This is a genomic window from Planktothrix paucivesiculata PCC 9631, from assembly GCF_900009265.2.
Taxonomy (GTDB): Bacteria; Cyanobacteriota; Cyanobacteriia; order Cyanobacteriales; family Microcoleaceae; genus Planktothrix; species Planktothrix paucivesiculata.
Genome location: NZ_LR735002.1, coordinates 101,094 through 126,789, shown reverse-complemented (window position 1 = coordinate 126,789; position 25,696 = coordinate 101,094). Strand labels below are relative to the sequence as shown.

Below are 25,696 nucleotides of genomic sequence, written 5' to 3'. Positions count from 1 at the left end.
CGCTACATATAGCGTCACTGCGTAAGTCCTGTAATTGTTAGGTCTGGATAGCGGTTTTTTGGTTCTCCTCTGACTTCTAGTTCTAAACCCTGTCCTCTGACTCTTAAATGACCGATTAGCAAGGCAAATTGTACAAACAAAAATCCAGCAATTGCAACATTTTTTCCCGACTCGGGAGGCACTTGAATTAATTCTCCATTGAATAGTTCATACAAGTTTTCTGTACCATCATCAAAAGATAAGTAGTCTTCAAAATTTTGAAATCTTACTTGAGCTTGAGTCATATTCAATTGATCATTAGACATCTCCGAAATAAAAATGGGGAGGGATACTTGATGGTAAAATTAGATTTTACCCCAAGGAGAGATGACTAAATTAAGAGGCTATCTGGACAAGAATCCCCAGCAAACAAAAAGGCTATTGTCGATGAACAAATCTTACTAACTCTAATTTATCTGCATCAGATGCCCACATTTCAAATGTTAGGGTTACAGTTTGAAGTGAGTGAATCAACAGCGAATGATATTTTCCATAACTGGATAAAAATCTTCAGAGAATTACTGCCAGCCAGTTTAGTTGAGCAAGTAAAAAAAAACGAGAGTGATTGGGAGTGGGTAGAAGAAATTCTGCTGGAATTTGAGTTAATAGTAGATAGCTATGAACAGCCCATGCAAAGACCAATAGACAACGAAGAGCAGAAAAAATATTACTCAGGAAAGAAAAAAACACATACGTTTAAAAATCAAGTCATTGTCATGCCGAGCGGGAAAGAAATAGTGGATGTAGCTGTGGGTTATACCGGAGCAACAAGCGATCTGAAATTGTGGAGAGAAAGAAGGGAGGAATTGGGGAATCATCAAAAATACAGGGGGGATAAAGCTTATGTAGGGGAAACAGCAATTAATACACCACATAAGAAACCGAGGAATCAAGAAATATCCCTTGAACATCGAGAAGAAAATCGGTTAAAAGCCAAACAAAGGATTGTAGTCGAACATTTAATAAGACTGATAAAAATTTATCGAGTTGCTTCCGAAAGATTTCGGTTAAAGAGCCAAAATTATGAAGCAGTAATCTTGACAGTATGTGGACTAATAAGATGGCGAATAGGAGCGATTGTATTATCATCTAAGAATTGCCCAGAATACTTTTGAAAAATGATTGAATATCAGAAATAAAATTCATTAATTATTATTAATGTAACTGAAAAAGCCTATGAATCCGTTACTTTAGGAGAACCCGGCACAGGAGTGCTAGAGGCTCAAAAAGTAGCGATAGAGGGCGTTTGAGGATTTTCGGAGATGTCTATTACTTCATAATATCCATTTTACGCTCAATAGCCCCCGGATAGCTAACAACAGTAAACCTATCTTGACGTGCCATTGAGTCGTACAATGATCTTGATCGGTTTCGTTTTTACTAGGAGACTTCAATGCCAGAGGCAGTGGGTGTCATACAAGCCCTGGGTTTTCCGGGGATTTTAGCCGCAGCAGATGCGATGGTCAAGGCTGCGCGAGTTACCCTGGTTTACTATGATTTAGCAGAACGGGGTGAGTTTATAGTAGCAGTTCGTGGCCCAACATCGGAGGTGGTTCCTGCTGTAAAAGCTGGTGTTGAAGCGGCAGAAAAGACGTTTGGCTGTTCAGTGATTACTTACTACGTTGTTCCCAACCCCCCTGAGAACATTGTAGATGTTATGTCTATTGGCTACACAGAACTGAGTGAACGTTTTCGCACTTAAGATAATTTCTATTTTGCGAAAAATATTCAATTTCCACACTTTTAAAGTCTAGTTAATTTAGGAGAAATTCAATGGCAGAACAAGCAGTTGGAGCGTTAGAAACGAAAGGATTTCCTGGGGTTTTAGCCGCCGCCGATGCAATGGTGAAGGCGGGTCGAGTGACCTTGGTGGGCTATATTCGGGCAGGAAGTGCACGGTTTACAATTATGATTCGGGGCGATGTTTCCGAAGTAAAAACCGCCATGGATGCCGGAATTGCAGCCGTCGATAAAGCCTATGGTGCGGCATTAGAAACCTGGGTGATTATTCCCCGTCCCCATGAAAATGTGGTCGCTGTTTTACCGATTGATTTTAATGAAGATGTTGAGGAATATCGGGCTGCGGCGGAAGGGTTTACTTTACCCAGAGGTCGTTAATTCATTTATTGATATTAACCCTCTTTTGTAGTAGGAAAGGACAACCTTGATTAATTGTTTGCAAGGGTGTCATTTCCCCCATATCGCCCAAACAAAAGAGGGGTAGAAGGGTGGCGGTATAAACTATCAATAATATTGAAATGAGTTTAAGGAAAAAATCAAAGAAGCTAAATGTTTTTGATCGGACAAAGGAAAATAGCCAAATTCATCCGAAAACACCCTAATGCGAAAGCTTCCTTAGAAAGATGGGTAGTTTTAATCACAGAAAACGATTTTGATTCTTTCCCTAATTTAATCTCTATTTTTCCTACGGCTGATTATGTTAGACCATATACCGTGTTTAATATTAGTGGTAACAACTTTCGCTTTGGCGTTACTGAACAAACTTTTCTGGGTTGAGGCCCACCCATTTTAATAACACTTTCCTTGTAACGAGTATGGAGGGACTCGAACCCTAGGTACAGCCTACAACACTGATTCTGTCGTTGATCGCTATCACTCAATATACCTAACCCGAATATAAGGATTGAGTGAATAATGAGTGACAATTCTGGCGGTGTGTATGATGAGTATTCCGATTTGCTCCTAGATTTAAAGCGTACCCAGAAACAATGTCCCAAAGGTGTAAGGATTAAACTAGAAAACGGAAAAACACTATCTTTGCAATTCGTTAACCCTGACACCGGGAATCGTACAACTAAAGGGTTATCCTTACAATTTACTCGAAGGGGATTGCTGGACGCACTTGATAAAGCCTATAAGGTATCAGAAGCGTTAAAACGCTACAATACATCATCAGACTTCTGGGCTTGGTATGACGACAATATAAAGGTTAAAAGTAATACTTTAGAGAGTGATAGGCTAACTTACAAGCAAATATTCGAGATTATTAAAGACAACTATTTTAAAGGTAAGCATAGAAACACTGGTAGACAACGCACGGAGGATCAAAACACGCCCGGTGGTGTAAATGATTGGAGTAGCTTTAACCGTGTCTATGGTGTGGTATTTCATCGGTTTACCGCTTGGGATAGTTACCCTACTTGGGATGAGATAAAAACAGTTTGGGATAGTTTCATTGTAGGTACTAAGTCGTATAAAGATGTTAAGTCGGTAATGTTAGCTATTGCTGAGTTAACCCCGAATAATACTAAATTAATTAAACAGATTAAAAACGTTAATTCGCAGCAAACAATTTTTAATGAAAAACAATCTATCAGCTTAGATGATTTTTTGATCTGGTATAAAGAAGCGTATAAAAGTATTGAATTATTAGAGAGAGAGGATCGGATACTCCCTAAGCGATCTTGGTTGTGGGTTTCTGCTATGTGCGTACTATACGGTTTACGACCCTCTGAGATTGCAGCTAGTTTAAATTTAGATAAATCATACACTAAAGATAATGTAACGGTTCACCCGATAACTGATAAAATCAATAACCCTGAGTGTACTTTGGTAATCGGTGAGTTTACTTACTTTGGAACTAGCACTAAAACAGGATTAAGAGTCATTAACCCAGTACCGTTAAAATACCTCTGGGATGATTTAAAAATACGTGATCCGTTATTACCGATTTATAACCCTAAAAAAGATAGTAAACCCGAAACTATAACCAATGGTTTTGATTTAAACTTCAGTAAACGTATGAATAGTTATAATTGTCCGATAACTCAAAAATATGCTTTCAGACATTTATACAATCAATTATTAGAGATGTGTGGGATTAATACTACTATCAGATCGCGTTTAATGGGACACAGTGAAACCACGAATACAGGTACATATAAGAAGCGTAGAAACTTAAAAACTGAATTAGATATTATTAATAATTCAACAAAAAAACAACCGTTAGATATAGATACAGCCAAACAACGGTTAATTGACAATAATTTTAGTTTAACTGATATTGATAATATTTTAAGGATTATCTATCAAAATTGCTGATAGAGTAGTTTTAACAGTGTAACACCGTTTCATAAGGGGGATTATCCCCCTAGTTTTGTTAATGCCCTTGGTAGGGTTCTATCTGATGCTCATACACATCGCTCATTAACCCGGTAGTATGTGCGTTATCCCATCTGACTTTGTAGATACCCCCCATGTCTCCCCTTCTGGGTTCCTCTATCGTGACAACGACACCAAACCACTTATACCCGTCAACAGTCTGTTGAAACACCTCTATCACCTTGTCACCAACCTTAAACCCTTCTGGTTTTGGTGTCGGTATGGGTTCTGATTTTACATTTTCTGAAGTTTGACAATTTTGCTGTGTAGGCCGTGTAAACTGTGTATCCCCCTCTGTGTCAGGGTTTGAGTTTACACAGCTATCTACACAACTAGGGGGGGCCGTGTAAGGGGGTTGTGTATCTGATGATTCCGTATCGGGAACCGTTACAACAGGGCGCTTATAACCACGCCTACGAATACCGTTGTCATCTTTAATCCCTTGAGCTTTAACCCATTTCAGTTTTAGCATGATGTCAGCTATCTCTATTTCAGCCCTCTTGGTTTGACTCAGGTTGTCTTTTTGAACTCCCATCACGTTCAGTAAATCATCGGTAGCGACACTTATCTTGTCTTCTACGAAGTTCTCAATGTCATCTAACCAGGGAGAATCCCTTGAATACGCTTCATTATTAACATTAGATTGTTTTTGCTCCTCACGATTTAACCACCAAAGTTCACCGTTTTTATAGCATTGTACGGCAGCACCCCAAATCGCGTCACACTCTTTTTCTAGTAAGTCTATAGGGATTTCTTTAGTAACAGAAATTATATGAAACCTCCGCGCACCAGACGGGTCATTAAGCACCCCTAAGCTGTTTGTTGTGCCTGCCATAGCACACATACGAGGCATTGACTCTGTTTTGACGGCGTAAGGTGTTCTAAGTTTGTCGGATGATGTCGATAGAAATGACTTGATTTTACCTGTATCTGTCTTACTGAATGTATAATCTAATTCGGCAATTTCAGCTATCCATGTTTGGTGAAGTTTTAACAATTCATCTTTGTCCCTATCTTTAATACTTATATTGTCACAAAACCAGTTGTCTTTTATTGCCAAAGTTTTGAAGAAACTAGACTTACCGACACCCTGCTCCCCTTGTAAAACTAGCATGGTATCTAGTTTACATCCCGGCTCAAAAACCCTTGCCACAGCACCAGTCAAAAACTTTCTAACAAACGTTTCATATAACGGGTTACTTACTCCAAAATACCGTTTAGCAAAACCGTTAAGAATAGATGTATCAGAATGCTTTTCATTGCATTGACTAAGGTATTCTCTAACGGGGTGATAACTATTCTCCTTTGCGGTTTTAATGACGATAGCTTTTAAGTCTCTCTCGGTACATTTTAACTCAAGCCCAAAGGTTTCATCTAACTCAAGTTTAAAGTCATCAGACCCTATTGATATCCCATCTAATTCAATTTCCTTGGTTAATTCGTTGTGCCGGAGTCTATTGCCAACAACTAGTTTTAATTGTGTGCGTTGCGCTCCCAGTTTACCTATTTTTTGAGGTAAGTCATCTGCATTAATCCCATTATCCTTAAACTCCTGATCAACCTTAGTTAACCATTCAGCAAAAGATTGAACCTTTGATAAAACCTCGCTCTGGAATTGTGGGAACCCGTGGTTAAGGATGTAATCATCTACACCCTTATCTTTTTCGCTTGTCATATTCCAACTAGCTACATAAACAGGATTATTAAACAATCCTAGTTGATGACCGAGTTTTTTTAGCGCATTTTTAACATTTATATTCGTAGCGCTATCACCGTCAAACATCATTAAGAACCCAAAACCCGCTTTAGCGAATTTTTCTAGGGCGTGAACTAAATATCGTTTCTCTTGCGGGTCATTTTTCTTAGGAGTTAAACCCATTTCAACCCCTAGCACAGACACACAGGGGATACCGTTATCCATTACCACCATTGCCTTAAACGCACCCTCTGTTATAGCAATACAGGGTACACCGTTTATCTTGTAAGCCCGTTCCTTCAACTTATCAAGGTTAGTCCAGTAATCGGAATAATCAGGATGAGTTAGGAGCATTGCATCATACCCTTGATCTTCCCTAGGGGTTAAGTATTTTAAAACCTTTTTAGTCCCATCATCTTTAGTTGTGACCTTTGGGCTATCCGGTTTAAACTGCCATTGACCGTTACTGCTACGGATCATAATCCCGTTAGATGGGGGTGCATATCCTAGATACCCCGTGGCGGTCTCCGCAGTCATTGACTCGCAGTTATCTATAACCCAATCAAACGGCAAACCCCGTTCTGTAACCAAGTAGTCCCAATGGGTAACGGTTAACCGAGTATTTTTTTTGAGTTCCCCTAAAGGTTGTGCTTTTTGGTGAGTTGTACTATAATTATTTGTATCAGCACTACTCATCGGTGTTTTGTTTACATTCTTGGTGGAGGTGTTCATATCATCAATATTCCTTTATACGGTTAATCTATTTGAATTTCTATTTATATCTTCAAAGAGGTAGCTTTTACGGGTTGCCTCTTTTTCGTTTGTAAGAAGGTACTCTCTGAAAGTAGCACAACTATCGAGAGAATTTCAACAATAAAAAGATTTATTTTTGAACAGGGAAACCCTAGGGTTTAGGCATTCTGTATCAATACTTTAGGGGGTGTAAGTTTAGGGAAAGATAAACGAAACCTTTAAGGTTTCCTATTACACTCTCGCTAACTCCACTTGCTGTACACTTTTAACTTTTAATCAAATAAAAACTGATAACTGATTTAGAGTAAAAAACTAATTAACGGGTTTTTCGCGAAAAATGATTAATCGTTTAACTCAATAAAACGTTTAATCTCGTTTAATACGTTTTTACCCTTTTTGTAGCTTCTCCCTTTATACCCCATTAACTCCTCAACTATTTTGGTATCTGAGTAACCATCCTCTAAGGCATCAATTACAAGTTCAAACATTTCTTCAGCTTCTACACTTAACCCAGTTTCCGGTTTACTTCCACTTACGGGAATGTCGGAAGTGGGTACTTCCGGTGTTTGGGAAGTGTGGGAAGTTTCCTCATCAAAAACGGTAGTATCGGCTTCTAGTGTCACTTCCGGGTCACTTACACCTTGGGAAGTCAGGGAAGTACCCCGCTCAGTGAGTAAATATTGGGCGATAGCGGTATTCGTACCCTGTGCCAAGAATAAGTCACTAGCTAAACTGTGTTTAAATTCGGCTTGTTCACGTTTTTTAATCGCGTCAATTTTAGGCTTAATTTCTCCTAACTTTGTTGTTAAGTAGAGTGATGTGCCACTCGCTAAAATTGCGTAGGTTATAGAGGTAAATCTAAAAAACTTATGCCAATTGTTAGCGTTTACGTCGCGGGTTAAAAACGGGGTAGCAATCCAGAATGGGAGTGAGGTAGTTAACAGGAAAATGTTAATTAAGTGATGGGTTTTCCAGTTCTGTTTAATTGCTTCTACGTTACTAGATGGATTGATTACTGAGTAACCCATTGAATGACACCCCCTAATGATAAGGCGGTAGCTAAACCGATAATAAAAACTAAACCCAAGACCCATTCTTTATCATCGGTTTTACGGTAATAGATAACCGTTCCTGCGATTCCTAAACCAATAGAACACAGTAAGGAAATAATAAAAAAGAGTTCTCTCAATTGAGTAATTAATAATGCCAGTAAACTAACTAAACTTGCACCACTAGCTACCAATAAAAAGAACCCGACAACGCGATAAAATTGGATCATTTTGGTTAAGGTTCTAATAGCCACATATCTTGAGGGTTGACCCATTCAATACCTTGACCGCTACAGTTTAGGAATTGAACTTGATAACTCCACTTGCTGTGGCTGTGTTCCATGCCTGTCACCCTTGCTGGGAACCAACGCTTTTCACTAGGGTTATCCCAGCTAACTGATGAAAAAACCTCTACCAGTTGACCGATACAATATTCAGGTAATGGGATATCTGTTGACACGAAAAACTCAATTTTGCGTCTTTCAATTTGTGTTACAATCATGTTACAATTCTTTTTAGTTAGTGCAGTAGTTGTACATTTTGATTTGACCCGTCCCGGCATGAAAGGACGGGTTTATGTTTTTGAGTTTTACTTCGTAGAATCTACAATGTAAAACAGTTACAATTGAGCCATTAAGTTAGCGATTGCTTGGTCAGCTAACTGTTCAGACTTTTCTAAACCTTTACCCATAGCTGCATAACGCGGTCTTTTTGCTTGCAAGGCTTTGGCGGTTGTGCCTTTATAGCCTTGAGTTTTAACCTCAAATTCAGCTTCATTACGGATCATCCGTTGCCCATGTCGGTTGATTTTCGCCTCACTGTTAAGGATGATTTCATGCTGATCAGCTGCTTTTTTAGTAGCCTTAGCATTCTGTTTTTTGACCCGTGCTAACTCGCTCAGGCCGTCCGCTTCTTCTGGGGTAAACTCCCTCACTCGGTCACAAACTGGCATTGTCCGATAAGTGTCAAAAATTGTTTCCGGTGGGTTATCGGGTGTAATTGCGTTACTAGCTGAAAGTTTAAAAACATTGTCTTTAGCAATGCCTTTATGCGAACCGTCAACGGGTGCGATTGTTGATGATTTTAAATCATCTCCGCGTAAGAATCCGAGCACAGCTTAATCTCCTTATGAATCAGTGTTACAGCGATATTGTGATAGTGATGTGAGTTGCTAAATAGAAACCTGCTAAGAAGCAAAGTAGGTACAACAAACCTGGGAACAAATAATCAATTATCCCTGTGGGTTTCATAGTGCCAATGCCTCCGATAACATCCGATCACTTTCTTCTAATAGAGTTAAGAAAACAACGGCGGTATCTTCATCCAAGGGCGCGTTCTCAAGTTCCTCTAAATCTGGCAATGACAAGCCTTTGTCCATCATCTTTAAAAGCAGTTGATCACGAATGGGTGTATCGGATTCAAGACAATCGGATAACTGGTTAGCTTCACCTAGGGGAGTTAACGGCGGGATGGGTTCGGACTTTTGGACATAATCATCCGTTGCGGTGTTAACGATACTCTCAATTCGGAACGAGTATCCTTTGGTATCGGCTCCTTTAGCGTTGCAGTTACCCCAAACATCAAAGTAGAGAATTTCATAAACTTGCCATGCTCCGGTAAAGTTCGCGCCGGGTATCATCCAAGGTTGCCACGCTTCAAAACGTGGATCGGTTTCTGCAAGTTCTGGGAGTTTGCTAGGGTCAACGGTTTCAGAACATAGCACCCATTCCCCATCAATCAAGGTATGGGTAGGGTTGTCAAAGGGCAAATATTCAACGGTAGGTTGATTGACTGTTACAGCGATATTTTCTACCGTTTCAACTTCAACGGTTTCAATATTATCAATAGCACTCTCCCAGGTTGCCTTTTTGGATAAGCTACCGTGTTGACGCACTTCATCAGGGGTTAACCCTAATTCAGTAGCTTTAGCTTTAAGTTCTGTCAGTGTCATAATTGAAATGCTCCTAATAACTAGGGGTGAGTACCCACTGGTGTCGGTCGCCAAACTTTTCGCCAGTGGGTTATTTATTAACAGATTACTACTATTTGAATATTAATGCTATCTTTATTAATACAATATACTTATTACCTACTGCTATCGGATAAGTAATACTAATTAGATATAACTACTATATATATAGTAATAACTGCTAGGATACTGTTAATGGTAAAGTTGAGGTATGGCAGTGATAAATAAAATCAAACATTTTTGTGATAACAGGGAGATTACCCCTTACCGACTCTGGAAGGACGTAGGGCTTGCTCCTAAAACAGCTTACGATCTGTACAACAACCCAGAACAGCTACCCTCGTCATCCGTGTTAAGTAGAATCTGTGATAGATACAGAGTCCAACCTAGCGAGTTATTAGAATGGGTAGAGCAAGTAGACTAACCCACCATCACCCCCCAAACATTAAAACCCCTGACTAACTATCTATCAGGGGTTATTTTTTGATTATTTTCACCGTGTAGGCTGTGTAAGTGTTGTAATGCTTATGGGGTAATGGTTACAAGCTATTTAGGATAAAACTGCTAAGGGTGGTTGTGTAAGGTTGTGTAAGGGGGTTGTGTAAACCTCTAACCCTTATATATCAATACTTTCAATTTCCTTACACAGCCTACACAGCTATTTTAGTTAAATTTATTTTTTTACCAGCTTTACCAGGTTAGTTACCAGCTTGTTAGGGGGTAGTGTACCAGCTTAAACCCTTATATAGAGGGAGTCTTTACCAGCTATACCTGCTTTTGACTAAATATAAGGGAAAAATTAACGGTTAGACTTCTCTAGTATCTCTAACACTTTTTTGATATCTGTTTTAATCGCGCCCCCTTTGTTAGCAGGGTGTTTTCATTGTCGGGGGTAAAAAAGAAAATAAAAGTGATCTTTTTTTGGTAAAATCAAAGAAAGATCACTTTTATTTGATTTTAAAAAACTATGTTAAACAGTATAATCGAACAACTGAAGTTAGTCAAGGATTTTCGGAAAAATCGTGGTAAAAGACATGAATTATGGGTAGTGTTGACTATCATTGTTTTAGCACTGCTAACTGGCAATGTTACTTATAAGCAAATAGATAATTTTAGAAAAAATGAAGAAAATAAGCTAATTAAATTATTAGAAACTAACACTAAAAAATTGCCGTCTTATAGTACCATAAGACGAGTAATGCTCGGAATAAATTCAATAGAAATTCAGTTGGTTTTTCAGTCAATAGTCCAGGAATATTATTGGCAACAAGAAGGCGTTGATTGGATTGCGATCGATGGAAAATCTTTAAAAAACACCCTGACTAACTATGAAAATCAGAAACAAAATATGTTAATTATGGTATCTTGGTTTAGTCAAGAAACAAAGTTAGTAATTAAATCGGAAAGTTTTGAAAGTAAACAAAGTTCTGAAAACGCTAAAGTTCTGTCTATGATAGAAAAATGCGGGTTATTAAATAAAGTATTTACCCTCGATGCTCTCCATTGTAGTAAGGAAACAACTCAGGCAATAATTGAGAGCAAAAATAATTATTTAATTACGGTAAAAGGGAATCAAATTAAATTGCACAATCGGATCAAGATTTTAGCAGAAATCGAAAAACCTTTAACGGTATATGAAGAAAAAGATGTCAGTCATGGGCGAAATATTAGCAGAAAAGTATCAGTATTTGATAGCCAAAATGTCAACCATAAAAATTATCCTCATCTTCAAAGTTTTATTCAGGTAGAAAGAACGGGTTTTCGGGGTGATCAAGAATATAATGAGACTTTATATTATATTAGTAGTCAGAAATTAAGTGCGAAAACATTTGCAGAAAAAATTAAAGCACATTGGTTAATTGAAAATCAAGTACATTGGGTCAAAGATGTGAATTTTAATGAAGATAAATCAAGAATAAAAGGCATAGACGTAGCCGGAAAATTCTCGTTATTAGTAACATTAATTTTGAATATATACAGAAGTTTGGGTTTTAGCTCAATAAAAGAGGGACAGTCATGGTTGGGAAATAATTGGGAAAAGATTTTAGCGATCGCCTGAATTAATTAAGTTTTTAAAACTATTTTTCTAAAAAAACATTCAAAATATTTAATAATAAATAGTCATAAAGTCTTATTAATCAAGACAATGGCTATCTTTTGCTGTTAATAAATATGAAAATTGTTCATTCTTAATATTTCCCACTTATCTGATGAAAATTAGAGAGAATTTGATCGGAAAAATTGATAATTTTTTTTGAAGATAGCGATCGCATTTGGGAAAATGAAAACCCCCTGCTTTGTTAGCAGGTAAACCTAGTGCATGGTTCAGGATGATGACAATAGGAGCAACATCACCCTTGTCCAGTAGATGAGCATAGGCTAGTACGTCATCTGCTATGGGTTCAGGTAAACGGTAAATTTTCACGGGTTTATTAACCCATTTTGGTTGACTTAATCCTTCAGTATTCGGATTGTAGTTAGGCATGACTTTTTTCAGTGTTTACTACTGTTTGCTAATATCAGTGTAACACTGATTCAATAGGATCGCTTTTTTATTTTAGTAGCCTGTGCCTTTTCTGGATGAGCTTGTATTATAATCGGATTAGAACGCACAGCAAAAACAATTAAATTATTATGGTTACAAGTACACAATCTTATGAATTTGAAGCGTCAAACGATAAAGACGTAACAAGCGTTTTTTTAGAAACGTTATCGGAGGCATGGTCAACAAAGGATATAGCACCCGATCCAAATTGGTTCCAAGGAAAGAGTGATTTTATATCTACTTTAGGGCAACAGTTAAACTCTCCCAAAGGTTTTTGGGATAAATTAAAAGGGTTTTTATTAAATATAGCTACATCTGCAACAATAGGCGCGGGACTGGGCGCTATAGGCGGGCCGATAGGAGCAATAGGCGGTGCTATTGTCGGAGGTGTAGCAGGTAGCCTGTTTCAACCGATCACCGCTTTGGTAAACTTCATAGGATCAAAAGGTAGTCAAGCTCAAAGCCTTGTACAAGACATATCTATCACCGCTATTGTTGGCGGCGCTGGGTTTATCGCTGCTAAAAACGGTTTAGGATCGGCACTCGGTTTAATCTTGAATCAGACAGACTTTTTATATGATTTTAACTGGGATATACCGGATAGTCAGATCTGGAAACAAATCAAGGGGTTGATCGATGGGTTATATGGACAAGCGGGCGACTTTTTAGGTAGTAGTTTCGCTCGATTATTATTACTCGGTAGTTTAGAACCGCCGAAAATAGAGGTAGATATTAGAGGACTTGCTATTACTTATTCTGAATTTGCAGAAGATAAGAGAGAGGATTTATTAAGCGGTGTTAGTGCGTTTGCATATCAGGGTGTAGTTGTTAGTCAGAGAGTCGGTTTCTTGTTCGCGTTTATGCGCGGTCGGACTGCATTTAGAGACTTTATATTAAAGACTCCCGATATCGAGAAAAATTACCCTAAAATTGCTGCTTTCGCTAAAGAATGGGGAGATGAAGAAAACACACTCACAAAAGAGTCAGAAGTCAAGGACTGGCGTGTCAGTACATGGGTGGAAAACAAATTTGAAGATATCAAAAAAAATTATGGTAGTCAGATCGGGAATTTTATCGAACAGTTTTTTGAAGGGTTTACCGATGAAATTAGAGATATCTTAGAAGACTATGTAGTTTATAAATTCGTATAATTTTAATGGTTAACTGCTACTTCTACTTTGTAATCTACATTGTAAAATCTACAATGTAGATTCTATTATTACCTAATCTTTAACATCTCAAATTTCTGTGTTACTAAACCTGCTTTTCCTTTACTGTGTAACCATACTAGGTACTCTATCGTTTCACTCATACCATTACCGTACTGATTCAAGTAGTCCCTTGTAGAGCGTGATAATGACAGGGTAGTCTTTACCTTCTCATCCGATCCTATATACCGTTTAACCCTACCCTTCTCTAAGTTGTCTAGCTTACTCATAATTTTTACCGTTCCTAAAAAAGTTTTACTTACATCCCATTGTATGTACTTAGGGAAGTAAATATCTAAGTCTCTGGATTGGAGAGAATAAGCTAATCCTTCCACTAATACCACCTATTTACGGGTCATAAGTTTTACTTTAGCGATCGCTCTCAAACCTATAACAATTATCTATATAACCGAATAGTGTTATTACTCATTCAACCCGTTAGACTAATAGGGTATTGAGTGATTATTGAGTGATTTGGGATCAAGTGCTAAGTCTTAACTGAATACTAAAGGTTACAACTACCTTTATATATACGTTCTAACACTTTCCTTGTAACGAGTATGGAGGGACTCGAACCCCCGACCCTCAGGACCGGAACCTGATGCTCTATCCACTGAGCTACATACCCAAACTTTTATTAATATAGCATATTCTGGAGAAAATATCATTTTATTTTGGGAATTATGGACTCAATCCACATTTCAGGGATTCGCAGCTACGGTTATACCGGATATTTACCCGAAGAACAGGTTTTGGGACAATGGTTTGAAGCCGAGATCACCCTATGGTTAGATCTAAGACCCGTGGGTAGTAGTGATGCGATCGCCGATACCCTGGACTACCGCCAGACCATCAAAACCGTTGAGAACGTGATTAAAACCAGCAAATTTGCCCTCTTAGAACGATTGGCTACGGAAATTACCGATACCCTATTACAACAACCCTTAGTTGAAAAAGTCCGGGTGCAGTTAACCAAACCCGCCCCCCCCATTCCTGATTTTAGTGGCAAAATCAAAATTGATATCACCCGTTAAGTCATCAGTTATAGGGGCGGGTTGATCAAGATGCGCGGTGATTAACAAAGATGTAAAAGAACTGGCCCCTACCAGTTATTTATCCAGACAAGGGAATGGGTAATCGAAAATCTGATCAAGGAACTGATTACCATTGGGGCGATGATAGGAGTAGCTTAACGGCTTGTTCGGGGTTGAGTGGGGTTGAGAAGAAATACCCCTGGCCAAAATCACAATTTAACTGTCTTAATTTTTTTAATTGTTGGGCGGTTTCTATGCCTTCTGCAATCACATTCATCCCCATTTTTTGAGCAATATTAATAATCACGGGAACCAAGCCAAATTGCTGAGGATTTTCATCCAATTCCCGAATAAAAGAATGGTCAATTTTTAACGTATCAACGGGGAATGAATGCAGATAACTCAAGGAAGAATAACCCGTGCCAAAATCATCTAAACTGAGTTGAATTTCCCGTTGTCGTAACTGATTTAATATAATTTGTGCGGTTTTAACATTATTCATAATGGCACTTTCTTTGATTTCCAATTTTAAACAGTTATAATTCAGATGGGTTTGTTCAACAATTTCATCCAGTTGAGCAATTAAGTTATTTTGGCTAAATTGTCGAGGGGTGAGATTAATACTAATAGTTAAGGGAATCTCCTGAAATTGTTGTTGCCAACGATAGATTTGTTCCCCCGCTTGTCGTAAAACCCAGTTACCAATTTCCGTAATTAAACCCGTTTCTTCAGCGACGGGAATAAACTCATTAGGAGAGATTAAACCCCGTTGGGGATGTTCCCAACAAACTAAGGCTTCAAATCCCACAATTTTTCCAGTTTTTAAAGCAATAATAGGCTGATAATTCACCCCCAGTTGTTGTTCTTTAATAGCCGTGCGTAAATCCGCATCAAGCTGTAAAAAAGATAAAGCATTTTTATACATAGTGGGATCAAAAACTTGATAACAGGAAATGCCTCGGGATTTTGCCCGATACATGGCCGTATCCACGTCGCGTAAAATTTGTTCCGGTCGGGTATAGTCCGGTTGACTATAGGCCACCCCAATACTGGCATTAATATAAATCGGATAGGAGAGAATAGAAAAGGGTTCAGCCAAGATATTAATAATTTTCTCCGCCGTTTGAATCGCAATTTCCGGCTTAGTTAAATCCCTTAATAAAATCGCAAATTCATCTCCGCCAAATCGGGATAAAATATCAATATTAGATACGGTAGATTGTAACCGTTGGGCAATGGAAACTAATAATTGATCACCGACGGAATGCCCCAAGGAATCATTAATCACTTTAAACCGATCGCAATCCAAAAACAACACCGCAAACTGATGTTTAGGATGATCTTCTAACTGGTTAATAGTCGATTCCAAATGTTGAATAAATAACAACCGATTGGGGAGGTTTGTCAACTCATCATAGAGAGCTTTTTTCAGTAATTGAGCATGAACATCTTCCAGTTCTTGGGTACGTTCTTTCACCGTTTGTTCCAATTCCATGTTCAATTTTACAATTCTTTGTCGAGCAAATTGTAACGATAGTTGATTTTGAACCCGGACTAAAACCTCATCAAATTGAAACGGTTTAGTAATATAATCCGATCCCCCGGCTGCAAAGCCCTTAATTTTATTTTGAACTTCGTCCAAAGCACTTAAAAAAATCACCGGAATATCTGCGGTTTCAGGATTTTTTTTAATCTGTTTACACACCTCATACCCATCCATCTGAGGCATCATAATATCTAATAAAACAATATCAGGTCGTTGAATTTCAATCGCCCTCAAGGCAATTATTCCATTCAAAGCTTGACGCACTTCATAGCCTCGACGGATCAACATTCTGGATAATAAGCGCAAATTTTCAGGATTATCGTCGATAATCAGAATATTGCCTTTAGAAATATCAGGTTGGTTCTCAATCATTGTGTATTTTTCGCAGAATCTTCAGGTTGTTTCGCCCATTCCATCACTTGATCAAAGCGGAAATTATCCACTAAATGGTTCAAATATTGAGCCGTTGCTTCATGTTCAGAAGGAATTTGACTAATCAACTGGAGTAATAAGCGATCGCTACATTGAGCCGCCGCATGATAGAGTTGTTCCACCCATTCCGGGGGCATTACCAGAGCCGTAGCAGTAACCAGAGGTTGAGTCATAGTAACACTATCGCATGAGTCACCGAATCCCGATGATTGAGATAACAATGGGGCCGCGTATTCATACTGTACTTTTAAATATTCACCTATTTTGTTCAAAAGTTCATCCTCTGGAAAAGGCGTATACAAAAAGTCATCACAACCAGCCGATAAAGCCAACAGTTTATCCTTCTCCGACCCCGATGGAATCATCGCCAGAATAATGGTTTGATGGGGGCTCATGCCCTCAAATTCAGCTTCCGACTTGATTAACCCCTCGCCAAGATTTTCATCCGCAAATTCTTCCTGACGAATTTTTTGAATAGTATAACCCTTCAAAATCGGCATCCCTATTTTGATCAGAATTAAGTGGGGTTTCCACACTCGCCAAAGGGTTAAAGCCTGATCCCCATTTTCCGCTTCCCTAACTGTAAAACCCATCTGTTCCAGAAATTCAGTCAAATGGGAACGCCAGGAAATTTGATCCTCAACCACCAACAAGCGATAGTTGAGTTGATTGGGGGATAGACCGATAATTTTCTCCGAGGAAAATACTGGGTAGGGCGGTTGAATTTCTGCGAGTTGAACCGGAATCACTAACTTTAATTTTATCCCCTGATTTGAGGAATGTTCGATCATGATTGTTCCTTCCATCAGGTGTAGAAATTGTTGGCTAATGGGTAAACTTAAATTTTCTGTATGGTGCAAGGTGAGACTACGTTGAATCGATGTAAAGGGCTTAAATAAATCTTGAATTTCTAAGGATTGTCTATTTGATCGGGTGGTTTCAATTTCAAATTCAAGTTGAATATTTTGGGTAGAAGAATTGGACTCCAAACCTGACGATTCCCGAGGAGGAAATAGGGGTTTAACTCTAACTTGCAGCCTCCCTCCTTCTATCCAACTCATCAAATGTCCCAAACAATTCAACAGAATTTGTCGGAATTTATTTTCATCGGTAATAATCCATTGGGGTAGATTTTCAGCCCGTTCTAACTCAAATTCTAATTGCCTGGTTTTAATTTTTGTCCTGAGTAAATCTCGAATATAATCTAACCCTTGGAATAAATCAAAGCGAGTCGGACTTAGGCTAATCCGATCGGCTTCTAGTTTAGACATCTCCAGAATATCATTAATTAAAGCCAATAAATGTTTACCACTCCGATGAATAATTCGGATCTGTTCTTGTTGTTCCGAACCCAGACTCGAATCGAGGTTCATCAGTTGTGTAAATCCCAAAATTGCATTTAAAGGAGTGCGTAATTCATGACTCATATTAGCTAAAAATTCACTTTTAGCTCGGTTCGCAGCATCGGCAGCTTCCTTAGCTTGAGACAGTTCTTCCGATTGTTGTTGAGTATGGGTTAATAAAGCCACTTGTTGCAATGCCACTCCTAATTGGGAGCCAATTTGTACCACTAAATTAATTTCTGATTCTTGCCACTGACGGGGACTTGAATGTTGATAGACCGCCAACAGTCCCCATAATTTTAACTTAGCCCGAACCGAGGTAGAACTTTCGAGTGTAACGTCTACTGTAGGTGAAACCATTTGACAAAAAATCGGCACAATTAAATAGGCTTTAACCTGCATCCGTTCTAATAAATGTAAATAACAATCGGGAAATCCCGCTTGGTAAATATCAGAAATACATAAATAACTCAAACCATCTCGATGAACTCCTTCCTGAATATCTCGGACGTAGGTATCTTGAATTTTATCTTCCTGATTTAAACTCGATAAAACACAATTTTCCGGTTCAAAACTAGACGGATCAAAGTGTAAGTCTTGAATCGATTGATAGATTAAGGGTTCCCAACCCGATGCCAAAGATTCCGCCACAAATTGACCTTGACCATCGGAATTAAACTGATAAATTCCCACCCGATCACTATTTAATTCATAACGCAATTCTTGAGTTGCCGTGGAAAAAATCGTCTCTGCATCCAAGGTTTGACGCATTCTACCAATAATTCGAGCTTGGGTTTGTTGACGTCGGGTTATTTCGCGTAAGAGAATTTCTGCCTGTTTGGTTTGGGTAATATCAATAATTAAACCATCCCATAAAATGCTCCCATCCGCCATCGCTTCGGGACGAGCATTTCCCTGTAACCACTTGATCTGACCTTCATGATTAATAATCCGCCAGGTATAACTCCAAGGCATTAAACTTTCAGCCGAATCACAGATGGAATTGAACACTCCTTGAAAATCTTCAGGATGAACTTTTTCAAATAATTGATGCACATTAATCATCGCCTGGGCGGGAGAAACCCCGTATAAATCCCAACAGCCTGAACTGGCATAGGGTAAACTCATAGAACCGTCGGGATGTAGGACAAATTGATAAATCATCCCGGGTATATTATCCGCTAAATTTTGATAGCGGGTTTTGCTGCGTTCTAAAGCCTGTTGGGTTTCTTCGGTGGTTTGACGAATGGCAATTAATTCTCCTACGAGTTTTAACCAATTCTGGGTTTCTACTGTCCATTCCTGGGCAGCATGAAAGTTCATGATTCCCATAAATCCCTTAGTTTTTCTACCTTTAATTAAGGGAATAAAAATCAGAGATCGACAATTGAGGCGACAGAGAGTTCTTTGATCCTGGGGGAGTAAATCAAAAAACTGATCGAGGTCGGAAATCGCTAAAATTTCAGTCTTTTTCAGTTGTAAGTGTTGATGAATCTTGGGGAGAGTTTGACCGGATAAAATCGGACAATAGTTATGTTCAATTTGTCGGTCTGTTGTTTGCCATTGGGCTGTAATTTTCCAAGGCATCGGTTCAGTCTGAAAATTAAAAATAAAAGCCCAATCAGCGTCAAGAAATTGACCGACTTCTTGCAGAGTCAAACGAATCGCATTTTCTATTTTATCATTAATAAATAGCCGAGAAATATGACTGAGCAGATGATCCACCCGCGATCGGTATTTCAGCAATTCCTCCGCTATTTGGCGTTCTAGTTCCGCACCCGCCCGATCTGCAAAAATTTTTAAAATGGATTCTTGACTCAAATTCAGTTCTTTATTTTGGGTATCGATAATTGTTAATATGCCGATCACCTCTCGAGTCGAATCAAATAAAGGGATTCCCCAATAACTTTGGGCTTTTAATTCCCTTAACTCTAGGTCATTGGGAAATAAAATCTGGACATTTTCACTAAAATGACAGGGTTGAGCCATTTTAATTACCTGATCGCAAGGTCTTCCTGATAGCTCATACATTAAATGCTCCTGCCAGTTTTCTCCATTCCAAAAGGCTAAGGTTTCTAATTTTAAGGGGGAAGATTTTAAGAGTTTAAAAAATCCAGCATAGCGGACTTGTAAGACTTCAGTTAAATAGTAAACACAGGAACGGAAGAATTCTTGACCTGTTTTGGCGGCGGTTCCTTCTACAATCAGTTGTAACGCTCTTTCTGTTGTTTTTTGTTCCGTAATATCCGATGCTGTGCCTCTAATTCCAATCAAATCTCCCTCGGAACTATACAGGGGAAAAGCATTCACTAACAGATGCACGTATTTTCCCTCTTTGGACATATTAATTAGATGATTTCTGACTAAAGATTGACCTGCTAAAATGGGTTGAAAGATTTTCTGCACCTCAGAAACTTGATCCAGGGGAACAAAATATGAAAATAGCTTGCCGATCACTTCTTCGGGTTCATATCCCATAATGGTTTTCACCGCCGGACTCACAAAAGTATAATATCCCTCTAAATTTACTGACCAAATAATATCCTGAGACGTTTCAACTAAATTTCGATATTTTTTTTCACTTTTAATTAAGGCATCTGCAATTTTTTCTTTATCTTTTGGGGATAATTCTTTTTCGCTGATATCATTAATAATCGATAAAATATAGGTTTTTTTTTCTAAAAAGATGATTTCTTCTGACAATAATAATCGTTTGATTTCTCCGGTTTTAGTTCGTTGCTCGACAACCTGATTATGAATGGGGTTTCCCAGTTTAATTTGTTGTTTTAACTCCTGTTCGTCTTCGGAATTGACCCACAAATTTAAGTCCGTCGCTTGTTTGCCCAACACTTCAGATTCTTGATAACCAAAAACCTTGAGAAAACTGGGGTTAACGTCTATAAAATATCCCTCTTTGTAGGTTCTCAAACTAATCGGATTCGGACTATTTAAAAATACCTTAGAAAATTTTTCTTCCAGTTGTTCACGAGTTTGAATTTCAGCTTGAAGTTGGAGATTTTGAAGTTTAAATTGATGGTGTAAACCTTGGATCGTGAGTTGATGATGAATTCGGGCTAGAACTTCATCTTTTTGTAACGGTTTAGTGATATAGTCCGCCGCGCCCATTCGGAAGGCTTTGACTTTTTCCGAGATTTCTTCAATCACACTCACAAAGATCACAGGAATATACTGAGTCCTAACATCGGCTTTCAGCCTTTGACAGACCTCATACCCGTCCATAACTGGCATCATAATATCCAATATGATTAAATTGGGTAGGGTATCTAAAGCCATCTTTAAGCCCAATTCCCCAGAAGTTGCCAGTTGAACTTGATATCCTTGCAAACTGAGAAGTTTCCCCAAATATTTAAGGTTAATCGGGGAATCATCGATAATTAAGATATTAAGTGCTTGATATTCAGTAGTATCCATAATCGGTTATCAGTCATCAGTCAGTGATCATTTGGTAGACGTGCGGTGAGCACATTCATGCTGCCATTGGCCCGTCTTTACCCGTCATCAGGTATCAGTGATCAACTCTGGAACTGATAACTGTTTACTGATAACTGATAACTGATGCTAGGCTTTTTTTAAGAGTTCTGTCCGAATTGAGCCCCCTTTCCATGTCCAGTCCTCCCGTTCTTCGGTGGGGACAAAACAGGCCCACAGACTACCCGGAGACACTTCATAGAAATTTTGAATTTCTGCGATCGCCACATCTCCCCAGGGCGCTCTTACTTGAATCAGATCCCCTAAATTAAACACCTCACCCCCTTGGTTTTGGGCTTCTTGGAGTTCAACCCAAGGTTTAGGCGGGGTGACATCAGGGCGACGGGGTTTACTAAACGAAGGTTTATCCCGATCAGACGGCGAATGGGCCCGACTGATAGACTTTTCACTTCCGGCGGGTGTTAATCGAATCTCCGCGGCCGGTTTCGGTTTAATAATTGCCGGAGTTTTCTCATCCATGAATAAACGGCTCCATCAAAATTGGATATCGGGGGTTCAGATCAACATTCTAATCCAACAAACACGGACAAAAAACCCCAATTGTTAAGAAATCGAGGATTTTGCCCTCCGCCCGTGCCCCCAATTATATATGGGGTCTATCTTGAATATACACACAAAAGAAATTTGCCTAGATAAACGTGCTAGGTTAGTTTTAGGCGATATGCTTGTTTGTAACTCGTTCCCTAGCTTTGCTGTTCCCCGACCGTTGTATCTTTCCGCATCTGAGTTCATCAGGTTGTGTTTTGTACCAGCCAAGATTCACCGTTTCAGGAGTCACCCCGTCATGAATCAAAAACCCCAGGATCTCCGTCGTAGTGCCGCCGAAAAATTTATTGAGTCCTTTGATCAAGAATTATTGCGCGCATTCCAAGAGTCGGATGCAGTGACTCCTAACCTTCAGCCGGCCCCCCCAGAACAAGCTGTTTCGGTTCCCCGTCCTGCCAAAACCCCCGAAGCCATTAGCTTATCGGATTTGGAAGCCGCGATCTCCGATATTGAACAATATCTACATGATCAACATCCTCCCACTTCGGACGAACCCCAAGAATAACTTATCCTAAATTCCTTGGCGTTGGCGTTGGGCTTCATAGAGCATCAGCGCGACGGAAATACCCACATTCAGGGACTCCACCCCTGGCCGTAATGGAATTTGAACCTGATAGTCTGCTAAAGCTTGAAGATCGGGAGAAAGTCCAGCCCCTTCATTCCCAAATACCAGCAGGGTCGGTTGGCTTAGGTCTAATTCCCAATAGGACATCGAAGCCTGGGGGACTGTCGCTACAATTTGTAATCCCTGTTGCTGAAAATGGCTAATATCCGTGGCTAAGTTAGGGCTAACGGTTTTATTTAAACGAAACCAAGCCCCCGCAGAAGCTCTTAAAACTTTCGGGTGGTCTAAATCTACACTATCGGAACTTAACCATAAACCCTCTACCCCCGTGGCTGCTGCTGTCCGAATAATAGTTCCTAAGTTACCCGGGTCTTGCAAGGTTTCTAAAACAATGCCCAAACTTTCCAGGGTCTGGGGCTGGGGGAGTATTCGAGGAGCCAGGGCGATCACGCCATCGGGATGAACAGTGGTCGCCATCGCCTCCAGTACCTCGGGACTCACCCATTCACATCGGGGGGTATGCTGGCTTAAACGTTCCAGGAGCGGTTGATGACGCCCTTGCCAGGAGGAGGTATAACACACCGTTGTTAAGGGATAGTCCACCTCACAGGCTGCTTCTACTAGGTGGGTTCCTTCGAGTAAAAATAACTGGTGTTCCTTGCGTCCCTTGGCTTGATGCAGCTTGCGAATTTGCTTCACCAATGGATTTTGCAGACTCGTTAACATAAGACCTGATGGATAAACAACAATAGGGGCGCGAAAATCACACCCCTAACCGTTCAATGCGGAACCCGGGACTTGAACCCGGAAGTCTTTGCAAACACTAGAACCTGAATCTAGCGCGTCTACCAATTCCGCCAGTTCCGCTTTTTTTATTCAATTGCACAATTATTAATCCTGTCATGGTTTTTGAGATTTGTCAATCCCCCAGGAAACACTGAGGGAAAAGATCAAAAATTGTGCCTATTGCTGTTCATTTAGGGGATAATCAGGATCACCAAGTCCACCCACCCGGTCAGGGGGCCAAAACCGCACCGTTGCCCGACCAATAATATTTTCCCGGGGGACAAACCCCCAATAGTGGCTATCGTAGCTATTGTTGCGATTATCTCCCAAAACTAAATACTGGCCGTCGGGAACAGTCCCCGGCCCCCAGTTATATTCAGGTCGTTCGGCAATATACTTTTCTGGGAGAGGTTGGCCATTAATCAACACCGAGCCATTTTTCACCTCCACCGTTTCACCGGGTAATCCGATAATTCGTTTGATAAAGGCATCTTTATATTGTTTTTTCAGTTCCTCTGTGGGGTTAAAGACCACGACATCACCCCGATGGGGGTTGACCAACTTATAGCCGACCTTATCAATAATCAATCGATCATTAATTTCTAAAGTCGGTAACATTGACCCAGAGGGAATATAGCGAGCTTCTGCAACGAATGTCCGAATCCCTAGGGCTAAAAAGATACTCAAACTAACGGTTTTCAGGATTTCTACCCAGGGGTTTTCTTCCGGTTGAGGAGAAGATTTAACGGGATCTGGTTCTTGATTGGGTAGGCTACTCATAGGCGGGTGGTCACAGAACAAAAAACTATATTCATCATATCAAATTTGTCTACAATTGGGGGGTGATAGTTCCCACCAGTGACAATTCGCGGTTAAATAGTTTTATAACAGATTAGATCAAGGTAATAATGTTTAATTCATACAGTGTATTGATTAATCAAGCTCGGATTTTGTTACCCAATGGTGATTTTTTACTCGGAGATGTTGCTATTATTCACGGTAAAATTGTCAAGATTGCTCCAAAAATTGATCATCAGGAGCTAGGGGGAGAGGATTGGGAAATTATTGATGCCCAAGGGTTAACGTTGTTACCCGGTGTGATTGATCCCCAGGTACATTTTAGAGAACCGGGTTTAGAATATAAAGAAGATTTATATACGGCTAGTTGTGCCTGTGCAAGAGGGGGCGTGACTTCTTTTTTGGAAATGCCCAATACTCGCCCCTTAACCACCACCCAGGCTCTTTTGGATGATAAATTAAGACGGGCTGCGGAAAAATGTCTTGTTAATTATGGCTTTTTTATGGGGGCAACGGCGGAGAATTTACCGGATTTATTAGAGGCAAATCCCACCCCAGGAATTAAGATATTTATGGGGTCAATGCACGGGGATTTATTAATTGATCAAGAAGAAATATTAGAAACTATTTTTGCCAAGGGCGATCGCTTAATTGCAGTTCATGCAGAAAATCAAGCCCGAATTAATCAACGCCGTCAGGAATTTGCCGGAATCACAGATCCAGCGATTCATTCTACGATTCAAGATAATCAAGCGGCATTAGAAGCCACTCAACTCGCCTTAAAACTTTCTAAAAAATATCAGCGACGGTTACATATTCTCCATCTGTCAACGGGGGAAGAAGCGGAGTTATTACGTCAAGAAAAACCCGACTGGGTGACAGCAGAAGTCACGCCTCAGCATTTATTATTAAATATAACAGATTATCAGAAAATTGGCACATTAGCCCAGATGAATCCCCCCTTGCGATCGCCCCAAGATAATCAAATATTATGGCAAGCGTTATTAGATGGCGTGATTGATTTTATTGCTACCGATCACGCCCCCCATACCTTAGAAGAAAAGGCGAAGGAGTATCCGAATACACCATCAGGAATGCCGGGAGTTGAGACTTCTTTACCCTTAATGTTAACACAAGCGATCGCCGGAAAATGTACGGTTCAACAAGTTTCTAATTGGATGTCTACCGCCGTGGCAAAAGCCTATAAAATCCCCAATAAAGGTAAAATAGAAGTAGGTTATGATGCAGATTTAGTCTTAGTAGATTTAAACAATTATCGTCCGGTATTGCGGGAGGAAGTGTTAAGTAAATGTGGTTGGAGTTCCTTTGAAGGTTGGGAGTTAACTGGATGGCCAGAATATACCCTAGTTGGGGGTCAAGTTGTTTATGCAAATCGAAAAGTTAATCCAGAAGTTCGGGGTCAGGCGTTAAGGTTTGATGCTTCTTAGAAAAACCGTAGTAAGCCCTTTAGGGCTTTGTCTATTAAGATAATAATATATTTCCCATAAAAAAGCACACCCTTCGTTTAAATTGTAGGGCGTGTGCTTTTTAGATAATCAGGACTTACGCAGCTACGCTATGCGTAGCGTAGCGTAGCCGTGTATAGAAAATCGCGTTTTCACACTCGGCGGGTATGGAACCCAACTGAACAATTTAAAAACAGACAATAATCAATGTTAAAATAGGAAGATAATATATTCTTGAAAAAAATGAGTATAAATTATTTAGACTATTGTCAATATCTCCTAAGTAGTC

General features: G+C 39.6%; 24 protein-coding genes and 2 tRNA genes. 11 read left to right on the top strand and 15 right to left on the bottom strand.

Translation table 11 applies throughout. The annotated features are described in order from the left end of the window. Positions 1–14: 14 nt before the first annotated feature. On the bottom strand, positions 15–305 hold the full coding sequence (locus PL9631_RS05725; RefSeq protein WP_331281250.1) for a Uma2 family endonuclease: 291 nt from the start codon (positions 303–305) through the stop codon (positions 15–17). A 69-nt stretch (positions 306–374) separates the two neighbouring features. On the opposite strand from PL9631_RS05725, the gene PL9631_RS05720 reads away from it, so the two are divergent. From PL9631_RS05720 to PL9631_RS05700, 5 genes are all read left to right on the top strand, one after another. Continuing rightward, on the top strand, positions 375–1,154 hold the full coding sequence (locus PL9631_RS05720) for a transposase family protein (RefSeq protein WP_331281244.1): 780 nt from the start codon (positions 375–377) through the stop codon (positions 1,152–1,154). Positions 1,155–1,432: 278 nt separating this feature from the next. Further along, positions 1,433–1,741 (top strand): BMC domain-containing protein, encoded by a 309-nt coding sequence (locus tag PL9631_RS05715; protein WP_083617927.1) that lies wholly within the window; start codon positions 1,433–1,435, stop codon positions 1,739–1,741. 71 nt (positions 1,742–1,812) lie between these two features. Then, a complete protein-coding gene (locus PL9631_RS05710; protein WP_079676654.1) occupies positions 1,813–2,157 on the top strand; it encodes a carbon dioxide-concentrating mechanism protein CcmK in 345 nt (114 codons plus the stop codon). Positions 2,158–2,328: 171 nt separating this feature from the next. Then, entirely contained in the window at positions 2,329–2,556 is a 228-nt protein-coding gene (locus PL9631_RS27305) for a type II toxin-antitoxin system HigB family toxin (protein ID WP_083617925.1), read from the top strand. 138 nt (positions 2,557–2,694) lie between these two features. Further along, positions 2,695–4,101 (top strand): site-specific integrase, encoded by a 1,407-nt coding sequence (locus PL9631_RS05700; RefSeq protein ID WP_083617923.1) that lies wholly within the window; start codon positions 2,695–2,697, stop codon positions 4,099–4,101. 58 nt (positions 4,102–4,159) lie between these two features. Here the strand turns inward: PL9631_RS05700 and PL9631_RS05695 are convergent, their stop codons facing one another. The 6 genes from PL9631_RS05695 to PL9631_RS05670 form a co-directional block, all read right to left on the bottom strand. Beyond that, on the bottom strand, positions 4,160–6,589 hold the full coding sequence (locus PL9631_RS05695) for a VapE domain-containing protein (RefSeq protein WP_083617921.1): 2,430 nt from the start codon (positions 6,587–6,589) through the stop codon (positions 4,160–4,162). A 362-nt stretch (positions 6,590–6,951) separates the two neighbouring features. Next, complete coding sequence (locus PL9631_RS05690; protein ID WP_083617919.1) at positions 6,952–7,638, bottom strand: hypothetical protein; 687 nt, start codon at positions 7,636–7,638, stop codon at positions 6,952–6,954. After that, the gene (locus PL9631_RS05685; protein ID WP_083617917.1) at positions 7,623–7,934 is read right to left on the bottom strand and encodes a hypothetical protein; all 312 of its coding nucleotides are present in this window, start codon (positions 7,932–7,934) and stop codon (positions 7,623–7,625) included. Before PL9631_RS05685 ends, PL9631_RS05690 begins: the two co-directional genes overlap by 16 nt. Then, complete coding sequence (locus tag PL9631_RS05680; RefSeq protein ID WP_156090466.1) at positions 7,895–8,161, bottom strand: hypothetical protein; 267 nt, start codon at positions 8,159–8,161, stop codon at positions 7,895–7,897. Before PL9631_RS05680 ends, PL9631_RS05685 begins: the two co-directional genes overlap by 40 nt. 117 nt (positions 8,162–8,278) lie before the next feature. Next, the gene (locus PL9631_RS05675) at positions 8,279–8,773 is read right to left on the bottom strand and encodes a hypothetical protein (protein WP_083617915.1); all 495 of its coding nucleotides are present in this window, start codon (positions 8,771–8,773) and stop codon (positions 8,279–8,281) included. Positions 8,774–8,905: 132 nt separating this feature from the next. Then, the gene (locus PL9631_RS05670) at positions 8,906–9,610 is read right to left on the bottom strand and encodes a hypothetical protein (protein WP_083617913.1); all 705 of its coding nucleotides are present in this window, start codon (positions 9,608–9,610) and stop codon (positions 8,906–8,908) included. Between the two features lie 229 nt (positions 9,611–9,839). On the opposite strand from PL9631_RS05670, the gene PL9631_RS27300 reads away from it, so the two are divergent. Beyond that, complete coding sequence (locus PL9631_RS27300; RefSeq protein ID WP_083617911.1) at positions 9,840–10,052, top strand: helix-turn-helix domain-containing protein; 213 nt, start codon at positions 9,840–9,842, stop codon at positions 10,050–10,052. Positions 10,053–10,595: 543 nt separating this feature from the next. Continuing rightward, complete coding sequence (locus PL9631_RS05660) at positions 10,596–11,687, top strand: ISAs1 family transposase (protein ID WP_083616174.1); 1,092 nt, start codon at positions 10,596–10,598, stop codon at positions 11,685–11,687. A gap of 144 nt (positions 11,688–11,831) precedes the next feature. On the opposite strand, the gene PL9631_RS05655 is transcribed toward PL9631_RS05660, so the two are convergent. Further along, the gene (locus tag PL9631_RS05655) at positions 11,832–12,113 is read right to left on the bottom strand and encodes a hypothetical protein (protein ID WP_083617909.1); all 282 of its coding nucleotides are present in this window, start codon (positions 12,111–12,113) and stop codon (positions 11,832–11,834) included. Positions 12,114–12,262: 149 nt separating this feature from the next. Between PL9631_RS05655 and PL9631_RS05650 the strand changes: the two genes are divergently transcribed. Then, on the top strand, positions 12,263–13,324 hold the full coding sequence (locus PL9631_RS05650) for a hypothetical protein (RefSeq protein ID WP_083617907.1): 1,062 nt from the start codon (positions 12,263–12,265) through the stop codon (positions 13,322–13,324). Between the two features lie 612 nt (positions 13,325–13,936). On the opposite strand, the gene PL9631_RS05645 is transcribed toward PL9631_RS05650, so the two are convergent. Beyond that, positions 13,937–14,009 (bottom strand) — tRNA-Arg (locus tag PL9631_RS05645). Positions 14,010–14,064: 55 nt separating this feature from the next. On the opposite strand from PL9631_RS05645, the gene folB reads away from it, so the two are divergent. Next, entirely contained in the window at positions 14,065–14,415 is a 351-nt protein-coding gene (gene folB / locus PL9631_RS05640) for a dihydroneopterin aldolase (protein WP_083617903.1), read from the top strand. Positions 14,416–14,542: 127 nt separating this feature from the next. On the opposite strand, the gene PL9631_RS05635 is transcribed toward folB, so the two are convergent. The 3 genes from PL9631_RS05635 to PL9631_RS05625 all read right to left on the bottom strand — a co-directional run bounded on the left by PL9631_RS05635 (position 14,543) and on the right by PL9631_RS05625 (position 21,705). Continuing rightward, positions 14,543–16,333, bottom strand: a complete 1,791-nt coding sequence (locus PL9631_RS05635; protein WP_083617901.1) for a putative bifunctional diguanylate cyclase/phosphodiesterase — start codon at positions 16,331–16,333, stop codon at positions 14,543–14,545. After that, positions 16,330–21,168 (bottom strand): PAS domain S-box protein, encoded by a 4,839-nt coding sequence (locus PL9631_RS05630; protein WP_083617899.1) that lies wholly within the window; start codon positions 21,166–21,168, stop codon positions 16,330–16,332. The genes PL9631_RS05635 and PL9631_RS05630 overlap by 4 nt, the downstream gene beginning before the upstream one ends. 147 nt (positions 21,169–21,315) lie before the next feature. Next, positions 21,316–21,705, bottom strand: coding sequence for a hypothetical protein (locus tag PL9631_RS05625; protein ID WP_083617897.1), 390 nt, complete (start codon positions 21,703–21,705; stop codon positions 21,316–21,318). 325 nt (positions 21,706–22,030) lie between these two features. On the opposite strand from PL9631_RS05625, the gene PL9631_RS05620 reads away from it, so the two are divergent. After that, on the top strand, positions 22,031–22,297 hold the full coding sequence (locus tag PL9631_RS05620; protein ID WP_083617895.1) for a hypothetical protein: 267 nt from the start codon (positions 22,031–22,033) through the stop codon (positions 22,295–22,297). A gap of 6 nt (positions 22,298–22,303) precedes the next feature. On the opposite strand, the gene PL9631_RS05615 is transcribed toward PL9631_RS05620, so the two are convergent. The 3 genes from PL9631_RS05615 to lepB form a co-directional block, all read right to left on the bottom strand. Continuing rightward, a complete protein-coding gene (locus tag PL9631_RS05615) occupies positions 22,304–23,083 on the bottom strand; it encodes a TrmH family RNA methyltransferase (protein ID WP_083617893.1) in 780 nt (259 codons plus the stop codon). Positions 23,084–23,140: 57 nt separating this feature from the next. After that, positions 23,141–23,224: transfer RNA gene (locus tag PL9631_RS05610), tRNA-Leu, on the bottom strand. A gap of 96 nt (positions 23,225–23,320) precedes the next feature. Continuing rightward, positions 23,321–23,923 (bottom strand): signal peptidase I, encoded by a 603-nt coding sequence (lepB, locus tag PL9631_RS05605; RefSeq protein WP_083617891.1) that lies wholly within the window; start codon positions 23,921–23,923, stop codon positions 23,321–23,323. Positions 23,924–24,051: 128 nt separating this feature from the next. On the opposite strand from lepB, the gene PL9631_RS05600 reads away from it, so the two are divergent. After that, positions 24,052–25,389 carry a dihydroorotase gene (locus PL9631_RS05600; protein WP_083617889.1) on the top strand — a complete coding sequence of 446 codons (1,338 nt, stop codon included), beginning with the start codon at positions 24,052–24,054 and terminating at the stop codon, positions 25,387–25,389. Positions 25,390–25,696: the final 307 nt, after the last annotated feature.

What these genes read in the sequence shown, in the direction of transcription:
- PL9631_RS05725 (WP_331281250.1), bottom strand. Translation starts at nt 305, where the DNA reads ATGTCTAATGATCAATTGAATATGACTCAAGCTCAAGTAAGATTTCAA.
- PL9631_RS05715 (WP_083617927.1), top strand. Translation starts at nt 1,433, where the DNA reads ATGCCAGAGGCAGTGGGTGTCATACAAGCCCTGGGTTTTCCGGGGATT.
- PL9631_RS05710 (WP_079676654.1), top strand. Translation starts at nt 1,813, where the DNA reads ATGGCAGAACAAGCAGTTGGAGCGTTAGAAACGAAAGGATTTCCTGGG.
- PL9631_RS27305 (WP_083617925.1), top strand. Translation starts at nt 2,329, where the DNA reads ATGTTTTTGATCGGACAAAGGAAAATAGCCAAATTCATCCGAAAACAC.
- PL9631_RS05700 (WP_083617923.1), top strand. Translation starts at nt 2,695, where the DNA reads ATGAGTGACAATTCTGGCGGTGTGTATGATGAGTATTCCGATTTGCTC.
- PL9631_RS05695 (WP_083617921.1), bottom strand. Translation starts at nt 6,589, where the DNA reads ATGAACACCTCCACCAAGAATGTAAACAAAACACCGATGAGTAGTGCT.
- PL9631_RS05690 (WP_083617919.1), bottom strand. Translation starts at nt 7,638, where the DNA reads ATGGGTTACTCAGTAATCAATCCATCTAGTAACGTAGAAGCAATTAAA.
- PL9631_RS05685 (WP_083617917.1), bottom strand. Translation starts at nt 7,934, where the DNA reads ATGGGTCAACCCTCAAGATATGTGGCTATTAGAACCTTAACCAAAATG.
- PL9631_RS05680 (WP_156090466.1), bottom strand. Translation starts at nt 8,161, where the DNA reads ATGATTGTAACACAAATTGAAAGACGCAAAATTGAGTTTTTCGTGTCA.
- PL9631_RS05670 (WP_083617913.1), bottom strand. Translation starts at nt 9,610, where the DNA reads ATGACACTGACAGAACTTAAAGCTAAAGCTACTGAATTAGGGTTAACC.
- PL9631_RS27300 (WP_083617911.1), top strand. Translation starts at nt 9,840, where the DNA reads ATGGCAGTGATAAATAAAATCAAACATTTTTGTGATAACAGGGAGATT.
- PL9631_RS05660 (WP_083616174.1), top strand. Translation starts at nt 10,596, where the DNA reads ATGTTAAACAGTATAATCGAACAACTGAAGTTAGTCAAGGATTTTCGG.
- PL9631_RS05655 (WP_083617909.1), bottom strand. Translation starts at nt 12,113, where the DNA reads ATGCCTAACTACAATCCGAATACTGAAGGATTAAGTCAACCAAAATGG.
- PL9631_RS05650 (WP_083617907.1), top strand. Translation starts at nt 12,263, where the DNA reads ATGGTTACAAGTACACAATCTTATGAATTTGAAGCGTCAAACGATAAA.
- folB (WP_083617903.1), top strand. Translation starts at nt 14,065, where the DNA reads ATGGACTCAATCCACATTTCAGGGATTCGCAGCTACGGTTATACCGGA.
- PL9631_RS05635 (WP_083617901.1), bottom strand. Translation starts at nt 16,333, where the DNA reads ATGATTGAGAACCAACCTGATATTTCTAAAGGCAATATTCTGATTATC.
- PL9631_RS05630 (WP_083617899.1), bottom strand. Translation starts at nt 21,168, where the DNA reads ATGGATACTACTGAATATCAAGCACTTAATATCTTAATTATCGATGAT.
- PL9631_RS05625 (WP_083617897.1), bottom strand. Translation starts at nt 21,705, where the DNA reads ATGGATGAGAAAACTCCGGCAATTATTAAACCGAAACCGGCCGCGGAG.
- PL9631_RS05620 (WP_083617895.1), top strand. Translation starts at nt 22,031, where the DNA reads ATGAATCAAAAACCCCAGGATCTCCGTCGTAGTGCCGCCGAAAAATTT.
- PL9631_RS05615 (WP_083617893.1), bottom strand. Translation starts at nt 23,083, where the DNA reads ATGTTAACGAGTCTGCAAAATCCATTGGTGAAGCAAATTCGCAAGCTG.
- lepB (WP_083617891.1), bottom strand. Translation starts at nt 23,923, where the DNA reads ATGAGTAGCCTACCCAATCAAGAACCAGATCCCGTTAAATCTTCTCCT.
- PL9631_RS05600 (WP_083617889.1), top strand. Translation starts at nt 24,052, where the DNA reads ATGTTTAATTCATACAGTGTATTGATTAATCAAGCTCGGATTTTGTTA.